The 13,938-nt window shown below is 68.7% G+C and carries 5 protein-coding genes; all 5 read left to right on the top strand.

The window, feature by feature from the left end:
• Positions 1-35 precede the first annotated feature (35 nt).
• The 5 genes from ACOCG7_RS23250 (at position 36) to araD (ending at position 13,934) form a co-directional block, all read left to right on the top strand.
• Entirely contained in the window at positions 36-6,599 is a 6,564-nt protein-coding gene (locus ACOCG7_RS23250) for a condensation domain-containing protein (protein ID WP_421380185.1), read from the top strand.
• Between the two features lie 207 nt (positions 6,600-6,806).
• Complete coding sequence (locus ACOCG7_RS23245) at positions 6,807-8,999, top strand: TonB-dependent siderophore receptor (RefSeq protein ID WP_083083881.1); 2,193 nt, start codon at positions 6,807-6,809, stop codon at positions 8,997-8,999.
• A 46-nt stretch (positions 9,000-9,045) separates the two neighbouring features.
• Positions 9,046-9,999 (top strand): iron-siderophore ABC transporter substrate-binding protein, encoded by a 954-nt coding sequence (locus tag ACOCG7_RS23240; protein ID WP_083083880.1) that lies wholly within the window; start codon positions 9,046-9,048, stop codon positions 9,997-9,999.
• Entirely contained in the window at positions 9,996-11,993 is a 1,998-nt protein-coding gene (fhuB, locus tag ACOCG7_RS23235) for a Fe(3+)-hydroxamate ABC transporter permease FhuB (RefSeq protein WP_083083879.1), read from the top strand. The genes ACOCG7_RS23240 and fhuB overlap by 4 nt, the downstream gene beginning before the upstream one ends.
• A 135-nt stretch (positions 11,994-12,128) precedes the next feature.
• Positions 12,129-13,934: an L-arabinonate dehydratase gene (araD, locus tag ACOCG7_RS23230; RefSeq protein WP_244744951.1), complete on the top strand. Its 1,806-nt coding sequence runs from the start codon at positions 12,129-12,131 to the stop codon at positions 13,932-13,934.
• The last annotated feature ends 4 nt before the right edge of the window (positions 13,935-13,938 follow it).

The raw sequence follows: 13,938 nt of genomic DNA, 5'->3' as shown, positions 1-13,938 counted from the left end.
CCGCGTGCCTATGCCTATCTATGCAAATTGAAAACATGCTGACCACGACCTCTAACGGACCGGCCGCCGTGCCGGGTTCATCAGTAGCCGGTGCTGATGTCGGTGCCGGTGTCAATGCCGGTGCCGATGCCGGTGCGAATGCCGCTACCGGTGCAGGTGCAGGTGCCAATACCGGTGCCAATACCGGTGCCAATACCGGTGTGAATGCCAGTGCCAATACCGGTGTGAATGCCGGTGCCAATGCCGGTGCCAATGTCGGTGCCAATGTCGGTGCCAATGTCGATGCCAATGTCGATGCCAACGCCGGTGGCAATACCAATGCCTCCACCGATGCGGCGAACCAGGCGCTCGCGATCTCGCGCAAATACGCCGCCCTGTCGCCGGAACGCCGACGACGCTTTCGCGAGAAGGCGCGCGAGCAGGGCGTCGATCCCGCGCGTTTGCCGATCGTGCCGTTGTCGCGTGATGCGGCAGAAGCGGATGAAGCCGGCGGCTTGGTCGATGCTTCGGCGTGTTATCCGCTCGCGCCCGCGCAGGAGCGGTTGTGGTTCCTATGGAAACTCGATCCGCGGAACCCCGCGTACAACCTGTCGCGCGCGATCCGTCTGACGGGCCGCCTCGACGTTCACGCGCTGCGCCGCGCGTTCGATGCGCTCGTCGCCCGGCATGGCGCATTGCGTGTGCGTTTCGTCGAGACGCGCGGCATCGCGGTTCAACGTATCGCGGACGAGGCGGGCTATTTCTGGCGTGAACGCACGCTCGACGATCCCGCGCAATTGCGCGACACGCTGCGTGCCGCCGCGCGCGAGCCGTTCGATCTCACGCAAGGGCCGCTGTTGCGCGTCGATCTGATCGCGCTCGATGCGGAGCGTCACGCGCTGTCGATCGTCGTGCATCACATCGTGTCGGACGGCTGGTCGCAGTCGCTGCTCGTTCGCGAACTCGCGGCGCTGTATCGCGCGGCGCTCGCGGGCGAAGGCGCGGCGTTGTCGCGCGCATTGCCGCCTTTGACGATTCATTTCGGCGATGTCGCCGCGTGGCAGAACGAGTGGCGGGACGGCGCGCTCGCCGACGATCTCGCGTACTGGACCCAGCGACTGGGTGTCGAGCGTCCCGCGCTGGAATTACCGTTGGACCGGCCACGTGCGGCGGTGCGCGGCATCGAGGGCGGACGCTGCCGGCGCGATGTCGACGCGCAACTCGCCGGCCGCTTGCGCGAACTCGCGCGCGCGCGGCGCACGACGCTGTTCACGGTGCTGCTCGGCGCCTATGCCGCGTTGATGTACCGCTATGGCGGACAGCCGGGCGTGCGCATCGGCGTGCCGTCGGCGGGACGACAGCGCGGCGAGACGGAAGGGCTGATCGGCTTTTTCGTCAATACGCTCGTGATCGATGTGGACGTCGACGGCGGCATGCCGTGCGGCGCGCTGCTGGCCGGGCTGCATGCGCGCGTGCTCGAAGCGCATGCGCATCAGGCGGCGCCGTTCGGGCGTGTCCTCGACGCGTTGCGCATCGAGCGCGATCTCGGCCGCTCGCCGCTGTTCCAGGTGATGTTCAATCTGGAGCAGGCGACGAGCGAGGCGGCGGTGGCGATGCCGGGTCTCGTCGTGGAGCCGGAGGCGGGCGGCACGGATACGGCGCGGTTCGATCTGGTGCTGAACGTGGTCGACGATGGGCGCGGGTTGCGGCTGATGTTCAACTATGCGGCCGATGTGTTCGATGCCGGGACGGTGGAGCGGATCGCGTCGCAGTATGAAGCGGTGCTCGCGCAGATGGCGGAGGGTATCGAGCGGCGGGTGGGGTCGCTGACGTTGCCGGCGGGGTGTCCTGAGGTGGCGTTGCGGCGGTATCCGTTCGAGTCGCTCGGCGCGGCGCTGGCGGCGCAGGCGCGGCGCACGCCGGAGGCGGTGGCGCTGCGCTGCGAGGACGCGTCGCTCACCTATGCGCAACTGGATGCGTGGTCGGCGGCGCTGGCCGCGAAGCTGGTCGCGCGCGGGGTGGGCGCGGAGCGGCGCGTGGGCTTGTGCGTGACGCGCGGGCCGGCGCTGGTCGCGGCGCTGCTGGGGATCATCCGCTCGGGCGGGGCGTTCGTGCCGCTGGATCCGGGGTATCCGGTGGCGCGTCTCGCGCAGATGATCGGGGATGCGGGGATTGCCGAGGTGGTGGCGGATCGGGCGAGTGCGGAGCAGGTTGGGGAGGTGCTCGCGGGGTGTGAGGTGGTTGAGGTGGGTTCGGTGCCGCTGGCTGTCACGGATGGAGTCAGGCAGGGCGAGGTGGCTGGCGGCATCGATGCGGCCAGCCAACCTGGTGCGGCAAGCCGTGCTGATGCGGCGAACGACAGCGATGCCCAGCGCCGTATCGGCCTGGCGATGCAGAACGGTGCGAGCGATCGGGGTCAGGCAGGCTGGAGCGACGCAGCAGGCTGGAGCGACGCAGCAGGCTGGAGCGACGCAGCAGGCTGGAGCAAAGCAGCAGGCGGAAACGAAGCGGCAGATCAGAACGAAGCGGCAGGTCAGAACGAAGCGGCAGGTCAGAACGAAGCAGCAGGTCAGAACGATGCAGCAGGCCGGAGCGACGCAGCACACCACAACAACCTCACCGCCCACATCGACGCCCCGCTGCACCCGGACCAGCTCGCCTACGTGCTGTACACCTCCGGCTCGACGGGCCGCCCGAAAGGCGTCGGCGTGAGCCACGGCGCGCTGTGGACCCATCTTCAGGACTTCCTCGCGACCTACGCCATCGACGGCCGCGACACGGTGCTGCACTCGTCGACGATCAGCTTCGACGTCGCGCTGCACGAGACGCTGCCGGCGCTGCTGCGCGGCGCGACGGTGGAGATGCGCGGCGTGCAGCCGTGGGACCTGCAGAGCCTGAGCGAGCGCCTCGTGAACCGGCGCGTGACGTTCGCGCGCATTCCGACCGCGCTGTGGCAGCAGTGGCAGCATCATGCGCCGCCGCGCGCGCGGCTCGCGCTGCGTCAGGTGACGGTGGGCGGCGAGGCGCTGCCGGGCGACGCGCTCGCGCACTGGCGCGCGGGGCCGCTCGCGGACATCCGGCTGGACAACCTGTACGGGCCGACCGAGACGACGGTGGCGGCGCTGTACCGTCGCACCGAGGCGGACGACGCACGGCAGGTGACGGTGCCGATCGGCCATCCGTATCCGGGGCGCACCGCGCGCGTGCTCGACGCGTTCGGCGACGAGGCGCCGGTGGGCGGGCTGGGCGAGCTGTGCATCGGCGGGCCGACGGTGGCGCGCGGGTACCTGGGGCGACCGGGCCTGACGGCGGAGCGGTTCGTGCCGGACCCGTCCGGTGCGCCGGGCGCGCGGATGTACCGCAGCGGCGACCTGTGCCGGATGCGCGGGGACGGCACGGTGGAGTTCCTCGGTCGGCTGGACCAGCAGGTGAAGCTGCGCGGCCAGCGCATCGAGCTGGGCGAGATCGAGGCGGTGCTGCGGCAGTGCGGGGGCGTGCGCGAGGCGGCGGTGATCGTGGTGGGCGAGGGGCAGAAGCAGCGGCTCGCGGCGTATGTATCAGGTGATGTGCTCGCTGATGTATCCGGTGAAATGACGGGGAATGTTTCTGGCGATGCGCTGGGTCGCGTGTCAGGCGACGGCTTGTCAGGTGACATATCGGCTAATGCATCCCGCAACCAGTCGGGGAATGACGACGGCGTATCCGGCGATGTGTCCGGCGAGCTGAAAGGCCGGGCGTCTCGTGATCAATCACGCGAGGCACCAGGCGATGTGCCGGGCGATCGATCACGCGACGAACGAGGCAACGGTCCTCGCCCGGCGCAGGGCGCGGCGCAAACCACGCTCGACGCCGCGCATCTGCAGCGCGAACTGGAGCAGAAGCTGCCGGGCTACATGGTGCCGTCGTCGGTGACGGTGCTCGCGCGGCTGCCGTGGATGCCCAACGGCAAGCTCGACCGCGGGTCGCTGCCGGCGCCGCAGGCGGGCGCGCGCGAACGGGTGGCGGCGTCGGGCGAGGTGGAGTCGGCGTTGCTGTCGATCTGGACGGCGGTGCTCGGGCGCGACGATCTGGGCGTGACGGACAACTTCTTCGAGGCGGGAGGCGACTCGATCCAGAGCCTGCAGATCATCGCGCGGGCGCGCGAGGCGGGATGGCGGCTGACGCCGAGACAGGTGTTCGAGCATCCGACGGTGGCGGGCCTGGCGCAGCGCGCGCAGCGGCTCGAAGCGGGCGGTGCGCAGGAGGTCGACGATGGCGCGGCGCTGGCGCTGACGCCGATCCAGCGGCTGTTCTTCGAGCGCTATCCGCAGGGCGAGTCGCACTGGAACCAGGCGGTGCTGCTGAAGGTGCGGGGGCGTCTGGAACCCGCGGCGCTGGAGCGCGCGGCGCGGGCGCTGGAGGCGCGGCACGACGCGTTGCGGCTGCGGTTCGTGAAGGAGACGGGGGGATGGAAACAGGTGGCGGTGAAGGCGGCAGGGGCGGTTGAAGTGGCTGACGCGGCACACGTGACGCAAGCATTGGCGGGCTCGCAGGCAACGCAGGCAACACAGCCAACACAGCCAACACAGCCAACACACGCAACGCAGGCAACACAGGCAACGCAGGCAACACAGACAGCCATCGTCCACCACGAACACCTGTCCTCACTGTCAGCGCTCACCGCGGCCTGCGAGCGCCTCCAGTCGAGCCTCGACATCGGGCGCGGCCCGCTATGGCGCATCGGCCACTTCGAGACCCCGGACGAAACGCGCGTGCTGATCGCGATCCACCATCTGTCGGTGGACGGCGTCTCCTGGCGCGTGCTGCTCGAGGAACTGCAAACCGCCTACGCCCAGGCCGAGCAGGACGAGCCCATCGCGCTGCCCCCGCCGTCGATGTCCTGGCGCGCCTGGGTGCGCGCGCTCCATCAATACGCGGAATCATCGGACCGCATCGCCGAACTGGCGTGGTGGCAAACCACGCTCGACGTCCCCGCGCTGCGCGCCGGTCCGCTCTTTCCGGCACGCAGTCCGCATCCCGAGCCGCAAAAGACGCTGCTGAAAAAACTCTCGCCCGAACTGACCGCCGTCCTGCTGCGCGAAGCGCCGCGCGCGTACCGGATGCGTGTCGACGAAGTGCTGCTTGCGGCGCTGGCGCTCGCCATCGGCGAGGCGGTCTCGCGCGACGAAGTGCTGATCGAACTCGAAGGCCACGGCCGCGAGGACGTGATCGACGGCGCGGACCTGAGCCGCACGGTCGGCTGGTTCACCACGCAATACCCGCTCGCGCTGCCGCGCGGCACGACGCCCGCCGACGCGCTGCTGCGCGTGCGCGAGCGGCTCGCGGACGTGCCGCTGCGCGGCCTCGGCTGGGGACTGCTCGCCTGCTGCGCGGACGCGGCGAGCCGCTCGACGATGCGCGCGCTGCCGGTGTCCGAGATCGGCTTCAACTACCTGGGCCGCTTCGACCAGACGTTCGACGACGCCAGCCGCTTCGGCTTCGCGAGCGAGTCGTCGGGCGACGCGATCGCGCCTCGCGCGCGGCTTCCCGATCGCGCGCTGGACATCAACGGCTGGATTGCCGGCGACTCGCTGACGTTCAACTGGGGCTACGCGCCGCAGTGCGTGCCCGCTGCGCTGGCCGACAATCTCGCCGCGTCGTTCGAGCGTGCGCTCGTCGAGTTGCTCGAGCATCTGCGTGCCGCCGCGCCGCTGCCCGACGCTCCGGCGCGGTTGCGGTCCGTGCCTGAATCGCTCGAAACCTTGGCCCGGCACGATGCTGTCGCCGCAAGCTGGACCGCGCGCGCCGCCTACGAGGCAAGCCTGCCGGTGCCGCCTTCCGACGCGCTCCTGAGCTGGTTCGCGCGGCGCCGGTCGCATGGCGCGAGCGCTTGCGCCGGTGATGCGCCGTCGCGTGCCGCGCTGTTGCCGGCCGTGCCGTTGAACGCGCTTGGGACGGCCGCCACGCTGTTCTGTCTGCATCCGGGCTACGGCATGGTCGGCGAGTATCGGACGCTCGCGCAGGCGCTCAACGGCCGCGTCAGCCTGATCGCGATACAGGCGCCCGCGGTGCGGGGCGAGCCGTGGCAAGGCGACACGTTCGAGGCGCTCGCCGCGCACTACGCGCAGTGCATCGAGACGCTACAGCCTGACGGGGACTACGCGCTGCTCGGCTGGTCGTTCGGCGGCCGGCTCGCCATCGCCATCGCGGATTATTTCGAGCGGCGCGGCAAGCGCGTGTCGTTCGTCGGCATCGTCGATACGGCGACGCATCGCGAGGACGGCCCCGAACCGGTGGCCGAAAATGCGGACACTGCGGCGCCCCAGTTGATATTGCTGGAGCAGGCGGAGCCGTCGCTGCTTCGACAGGCGCTCGCCGCCGACTCGCTGCACGCGGCGCTGATGGCGCGGCATACGCTGCCGCGCATCGTCGCCGATCTGCACGTGTGGCGCGCGCTGCGTATCGCCGACCCGCGACGCAGGATGGCCTGGGCGCATCACACGCTTGGGCGGCTGCACGCGTTCGAGGTCGACGCGAGTCACTCCAGCATCGTCCACCATCCGGTTCTCGCTACGCAGCTCGGGGAGTTGCTCGCTCGACCCGTCGTCGACATGGCCGAGCCGTTGCTGTTCAAGTCGTGACCATCGTTCATCTTCGATCTCCGTTTCGGGCGCGTTCTGCGCGCGCCCGAGCGGAGCTTTCTGTCCCGTGTACCGAGCAATTCGGTCATTGAATGCGATTGATTATTGTTTACATTAATATCGCGTCTTGAGAGAATCAGCGGGCACCAAGGCTGGCGCCCGATCGCCGGCCTTGACTCGGGGATACAAGAAAGGGGAACAAGAAGAATGAAGGTTGAGCAAGCAGGGAAGCGCAGTTCTCTGCAGGAGCGCGGCTTGCCGCACCTGCGTCCGATTTACGTCGCGTTGATGCTAGGTTTGGCCGGCTTCGGCGCGCACGCGCAAGAGTCGCCGGCACCCGCCTCCGGCGCTGATGCCGCGAAGGAATTGCCTGCCGTCCAGGTGCGCAGCGCCGCTGAAGATCCGCTGGGACCTGGCGTCGGTTACGTCGCGAAACGGTCGATGACCGGCACCAAGACGGATTCCGCGTTGCTCACGAATCCGCAGAGCGTGTCCGTCGTCACGCGTCAGCAGATGGACGACCAGGGCGCGCAGACTGTCGACCAGGCGTTGCGCTACTCGTCCGGCGTCTATTCGCAGGACGGCACCGACATCCGTTTCGATCAGCTCTACGGCCGCGGCTTCCCGCTCGACTCCTATCTGGACGGCCTGCATCTGTATCAGTCGCCGCGCTTCGCGACGCCGCGCATCGATCCGTATTTCATGGAGCGGATGGAAGTGCTGCATGGTCCGGCCTCGGTGCTCTACGGACAAGGCAGCCCTGGCGGCCTCGTCAACTACGTGAGCAAGCTGCCGATGGAGCAGCCGTACCACGAAGTGATGATGCAGATCGGCAACCACAACAACTATCAGTTGGGCTTCGACCTGAGCGGCCCCGTCGACAAGAACGGCACCGTGCTCTACCGGTTGACGGGCGTGGCCCGCACCGCCGAGACGCAGGTCAGCGAGATCAAGGACCAGCGGCTCGCCATCGCGCCGTCGGTCACGATCCGCCCGAACCGCGATACGACCTTTACGCTGCAAGGCAGCTTCCAGCGCGATCCGAACGGCGGCATGTTCAATCCCGTGCCGGCCGGCGCGACGCTGTTCGCCAATCCGAACGGCCAGCTCGGCCCCGATAAATACTTCGGCGATCCGGACCGCGACGGCATGCACCGCACCCAGTACTGGTTCGGTTATCAGTTCGATCACGCGATCAACGACAAGGTCAGCATCTCGCAGAACCTGCGCTACCTGCACATCGACCAGCATTACTACCAGACCTCGGTGACGAGCGCGCTCGGCGCCGATAAGCGCACGGTGTCGATGTGGGGCAACGTCGACAACGAGCACTACTCGCAGTTCCAGGTCGATACCCACGCGCAGGCCAAGGTGACGACGGGCTCCGTCCAGCACACCTTGCTGTTCGGTCTCGACTATCAGCGCTCGATGCTCGGCGACACGGAGGGCAACTCCGTCCTCGGCACGGTCGACCTGTACAACCCGAACTTCTCGTCGCTGCCCACGCAGCGGGCCAACACGCGTCTCGACTATTCGTTGAGCACGGTCGGCGTGTACGCGCAGGACGAGGCGCGCTGGCGCAACTGGGTGCTGACGTTCGGCGTTCGCGAGGACTGGACGGGCGGCAACCAGCAGACCAGATCGCTCACCACGGGAAGCAGCACGACCTACCACTCGAACGACCACGCGTTCACCTGGCGCGCCGGTCTCGCCTATGAGTTCGACAACGGCATCGCGCCGTATATCGGCTATTCGCGTTCGTTCCAGCCCGTGCTCGGCGCGTCGTACTCGGGCGCCGCGTTCTCGCCGACCAGGGGCAAGCAGGTCGAAGCCGGCGTGCGCTATCAGCCCAAGTGGTTCGACGGCTTCTTCTCGCTCGCCGCGTTCAGCCTGACGCAGGACAACGTCTCCGTGACCGACCCGCAACACCTGGGCTACGCGATCCAGACCGGCCAGGTCCGCTCGCGCGGCGTCGAACTGGAAGCGCATGCGAACGTGAGCGAGAACGTGAAGCTGATCGCGTCGTACACGTTCGTCAACCAGGAGGTGACGCGGAACACGGCGTCCAGCAGCCTCGGCAAGCGGCCGACCATCGCGCCGCGCAACTCCGCGTCGTTGTGGGCGGATTACACGTTCCACCGCGGACCGCTGCGCAACTTCGGCATGGGTTCGGGCGTGCGCTACATGAGCAGCTCGGCGGGCGACGCGGCCAACACGTTCACGGTGCCGGGGCGCGTCCTCGTCGATCTCGGCGCGCATTACGACATCCAGAACTGGCGCCTGTCGCTCAACGTGAACAACCTGTTCAACCGCGAGTACATCTCGTACTGCACGACGGCGGCCGTTTGCTACTGGGGCGCGACGCGTACGGTGCTCGGGACGGCACGCTACCAATGGTGATGCGGATGAGGAAGGGCCGGGCGGATGGCACGCGGCACACGTCGTCATGACGGCAGGCACGCGGTTTAGCAACAGGCGGCGGCGTCTCGCGCTCGCCGGTTTGAGCACGGCGGCGCTCGCGGCATCGGGCGCTTCGTTGGCCCGCCCGGCGTTCGCTGCCGCGCCGCTCGCGGACCCGGCGGCGGGGCGCGCCGCGGCTTCGCTCGCGCGCGTCGTCGTGCTCGACTGGCCGCTGACCGAAGTCGTACTGTCGCTCGGCGTGACGCCCGTGGGCGTGTCGCGTCCCTCGTGGTATGCGAAGCTCGACGGCGATCCGCCGCTGCCGCCTTCGGTCGTCGACACGGGCCTGCTGTACCAGCCGAACTTCGAGGTACTGGCGGCGCTCAAGCCCGATCTCATCGTCATCACGCCGTGGCACGCGCCGCTGCGCGCCTTGCTCGAACGGATCGCGCCGACGCTCACGGTGCAACTGTTCGGCCCCGGTATCGACGTCTATCCGGCGGTTCACGCCGCCACCCGCAAGCTCGCCGATGCGCTCGACCGCGGCCCCGCGGCCGATGCGCTGTTCGCGCGCGCGAACGCGCGGCTGGCCGACGCGTCCGCGCGTCTCGCGGGCTTTCGCGCGACACGGCGTCCTGTCTATCTGCTTCGCCCGATCGACGACCGGCACATCGCGGTATTCGGCAGAAACAGCCTGTTCGGCGGCGTGCTGAACGCGCTCGGAATCGACAACGCGTGGCAGGACTACGCCGATCCGCAAGGCATGACGGAAGCGGACCTCGGCGCGCTCGCGAAACATGCCGACGCGCAGGTCGTCACGATCGGCGTGCCGCCCGCCGTGGCCACGCAACTCGCGCGAAGCCCGTTGTGGCGCGCGCTGCCGTTCGTCAGGCAGAACCGCGTGCAGCACATCCGTCCGCTGCCGCCGCTCGGCGGCGTCGTCGCGTCGATGCGCTTCGCCGACCATCTCGCGCAGGCGCTGCAAGGAGTCACCGTATGAACCGCTCGACGGCGACCGTCGCCGCCACCGCCGCGCCGCGCGCCTGGCGGCTACCCGCGCTGCTGCTGATGCTGGCCGCGTGGCTCGTTTATCACACGCTGTCGGCGCGGCTGCCCGTCGCGCAATGGCCCGGCGTCATACTGTCGGGCGCCGACGCGACGCTGCCGCAACTGGTCGTGCGTTATGGCTGGCTGCCGCGCGTCGCGATCGCGCTGATCGCCGGCGCGGCGTTGTCGCTCGCCGGCGTCGTGTTCCAGCAGGTGCTGCGCAATCCGCTCGCGGAACCGCTCACGCTCGGCGTGTCGGCGGGCGCGTATCTCGCGCTGACGATCGCCGCGGTGGTCGCGCCCGCGCTCGTCGCCGACATGCGCTTCACGGTCGCGCTGGCCGGCGCCGCGCTGGCGATGCTCGCCACGCTGGCGATGACCTGGCGCAAGGGCTTCGCCGCCGTCTCCATCGTGCTGGCCGGCATGATCGTGAATCTGTATTGCGGCGCGCTGTCGGTGCTGCTGACGATCGTCTTCGAGCGCTCGCTCACGTCCGTGTTCATCTGGGGCGGCGGCTCGCTGGTGCAGAACGGCTGGGCGAGCGTCGTCTGGCTGCTGCCGCGCGTGCTCGCGTGCGGCGTCGCCGCGGCGCTGCTGGTGCGCCCGCTCACGCTGTTTTCCCTCGACGACGGCAGCGCGAGCCAGCTCGGCGTGTCGCTCGCATGGACGCGGCCCGTCGCGCTCGGCATCGCGGTGATCCTGAGCGCGTTCGTGGCGAGCGCGGTCGGCGTGATCGGCTTCATCGGGCTCGGCGGCCCGGTGCTCGCGCGCCTGATGGGCGCGCGCCGGCTGAAGGATCAGTTGCTGTGGGCGCCGCTCGTCGGCGCGCTGCTGCTCGCGATCGCGGATCAGGCCGTGCAGAGCTTGCCCGGCGTACTGGGCGAGCTTCTGCCGACGGGCGCCGCGGTGGCGCTCTGCGGCGGTCCGCTGCTGCTGTGGATGCTGCGCCGCATGCATATCGAGGCGCCGCGTCCGGCGTCGGCGGAAAGCGCGCCGCCGCGCCGCGCGCTGGCCGTGCCGGCGCTGCTGCTCGGCGGTTTGCTTATCGTCGGCGTCGTCGTATCGCTGCGCTTTTCTGTCACGCTGCACGGCTGGCAATGGACCAACGCCGCGCAATGGAACGACGTGTGGTTCTGGCGCGTGCCGCGGCTCGTCGCGTCGCTGGGCGCCGGCGTGATGGTCGCGCTCGCCGGGACGATCCTGCAACGCGTGACGGGCAATCCGATGGCCAGCCCCGATCTGCTCGGCGTGAGCGGCGGGGCGATGCTCGGCATGCTGGCCGCGGCCGTCGTCGCAAGCACGCCTTCGACGCCCGTGTTGCTCGCGGGCTCGTCGGCGGGCGCGCTGGCGTGTCTGCTGACGATCGTCGCGCTCGGTCGCCGCAGCGGTTTCGCGCCGGACCACGTGCTGCTCGCGGGCATCGCGATCAGCGCGTTCTCGCAGGCGGTCGTCATGCTCGCGACGTCGAGCGGCGGCGCCTACGGCAACTTGCTGCGCCCGCTGCTGTACGGCTCGACCTACATGATCCTGCCCGCGACGGCGATCGCCGTCGCACTCTGCACGGTCGCCGCCGTGTTCGTCGCCGGTCTCGGCGCGCGCTGGCTGGAGATCCTGCCGCTCGGCGCGAACGTGGCGAATGCGCTCGGCGTCGGCGCGAAACGCGCGCGGCTCATGCTGCTCGTGGTGGCGGCGATCCTGACGGCGGGCGCCACGGTCGTGATCGGCCCGATGTCGTTCGTCGGGCTGATGGCGCCGCACCTCGCGCGGCTCGTCGGCTTCCCGCGCGCGCGTTCGCAGATGCTCGTCGCGGCGCTCATCGGCGGCTTGCTGATGGTGCTGTCGGACTGGCTCGGACGGAACATGATCTTTCCGCAGCAGATGCCGGCCGGCGTGATCGCGACGCTCGTCGGCGGGCCGTATCTGATGTGGCTGCTGCGCCGCCAATAATCCCCGGTCAGGTTCTTTGAGAGGTAAACCCTGGCTGACCTCGCGCAATGGTATCGCTACCATCGCATCCATTGAGAAAGCTACCGACGGCCCAAACGCTTGGGCCGGCATGGTAGCGCTACCACGGAGACGTCAGTGTCATCGAACCGCAAAACACCCGAAGAGCTTCGCAGCTATCGCTGGTATGGCGTGAACGACCTGCGTTCGTTCGGCCATCGTTCGCGCACCGCGCAAATGGGCTATCACGCGTCGGATTACATGGGCAAGCCGGTCATCGCGGTTGTCAACACATGGAGCGAGATCAACTCGTGCCATACGCATTTCAAGCAGCGCGTGGAGGAAGTGAAGCGGGGCATCTGGCAGGCCGGCGGTTTTCCGGTCGAGATGCCGGTGATGACGCTGGCCGAGCCTTTCCAGAAACCGACCACCATGCTGTACCGCAACTTCCTCGCGATGGAAACGGAGGAGCTGCTCAAGTCCTATCCGTTCGACGGCTGCGTGCTGATGGGCGGTTGCGACAAGACCACGCCCGGTTTGCTGATGGGCGCGATCAGCATGAATCTGCCGGCGATCTATCTGCCGGCGGGCCCGATGCTGCGCGGCAACTGGAACGGCCGCACGCTCGGCAGCGGGTCGGACACGTGGAAATACTGGGCCGAATTGCGCGCGGGCAAGATTACGGAAGAGGAGTGGAAGGGCATTGAAAGCGGCATCGCGCGCTCGCCCGGCCATTGCATGACGATGGGCACCGCCTCGACGATGACGAGCGCCGCCGAAGCGCTCGGCCTCACGTTGCCCGGCTTTTCGTCGATTCCCGCGGTGGACTCGCGGCATGCGCAGTTCGCGTCGCTGACCGGCCAGCGCATCGTCGAGATGGTGTGGACCGATCTCAAGCCGCTGGACATCCTGAGCGCGAAGTCCTTCGATAACGCGGTGACCACCGTGCTGGCGATGTCCGGCTCGACCAATGCGATCGTCCACCTCGTGGCGGTGGCGCGGCGCGCCGGCATCGATCTGACGACCGCGCGCTTCGACGAACTCGCGCGCATCACGCCGGTGCTCGGCAATCTGCGTCCGGCCGGCCAGTATCTGATGGAAGATTTTTTCTACGCGGGTGGCCTGCGCGCGTTGCTGCTCGAACTGGGCGAACTGATCGACGGTTCGCAATTGACGGTCAACGGCTCGACCCTCGGCGAGAACATCGCCGGCGCGGAGATTTTCAACGACGACGTGATCCGCCGACGCGGCAATCCGCTCGTCGCCAGCGACGGGCTTGCGGTCCTCACCGGCAATCTCGCGCCGGACGGCGCCGTGATCAAGCCGGCCGCCATGGAAGCGCATCTGCTCAAGCATCGCGGTCCGGCCGTCGTGTTCAAGGATTACGCGGACATGGCCGCGCGCATCGACAGCGAGGCACTGAACGTCACCGCCGATTCGGTGATCGTGCTGCAGCACGCCGGTCCCGTCGGCGCGCCCGGCATGCCCGAGTGGGGCCAGTTGCCGATTCCGCAAAAGCTGCTGAAGCAGGGCGTGCGCGACATGGTGCGCATTTCCGACGCGCGCATGAGCGGCACCAGCTACGGCGCCTGCGTGCTGCACGTTGCGCCGGAGTCGTTTGTCGGCGGCCCGCTCGCGCTGGTGAAGGACGGCGACCTGATCGAACTGGACGTGCCCGCGCGCCGGCTGCATCTCGACGTCAGCGACGCGGAACTCGGCGCGCGCAAGGCCGCGTGGCAAGCGCCGAAGCTTCCGTTCGAGCGCGGCTTCGGCGTGATGCACCAATTGCACGTCACGCAGGCGAACAAGGGCTGCGACTTCGATTTCCTCGAAGAGCCGCTGAACCAGGCCGTGCAACAGCAGAATCAAACACCAGTCACGCCGGGCGGCCAAGCGCCGGACGGCGCGCCGCTCACGCCGCGCAGCGAGCCCGAGATCCACTAACTCA

Origin of the sequence: Paraburkholderia sp. DD10 (genome assembly GCF_049177125.1) — a bacterium.
GTDB classification, from domain to species: domain Bacteria; phylum Pseudomonadota; class Gammaproteobacteria; order Burkholderiales; family Burkholderiaceae; genus Paraburkholderia; species Paraburkholderia terricola.
The sequence above is the reverse complement of the archived record's forward strand: the minus strand, read 5'-3'. Positions and strand labels throughout refer to the sequence as shown.

Excerpts from the sequence above, each read along its gene's own strand:
- ACOCG7_RS23250 (WP_421380185.1), top strand. The coding sequence starts at position 36 with ATGCTGACCACGACCTCTAACGGACCGGCCGCCGTGCCGGGTTCATCA.
- ACOCG7_RS23245 (WP_083083881.1), top strand. The coding sequence starts at position 6,807 with ATGAAGGTTGAGCAAGCAGGGAAGCGCAGTTCTCTGCAGGAGCGCGGC.
- ACOCG7_RS23240 (WP_083083880.1), top strand. The coding sequence starts at position 9,046 with ATGACGGCAGGCACGCGGTTTAGCAACAGGCGGCGGCGTCTCGCGCTC.
- fhuB (WP_083083879.1), top strand. The coding sequence starts at position 9,996 with ATGAACCGCTCGACGGCGACCGTCGCCGCCACCGCCGCGCCGCGCGCC.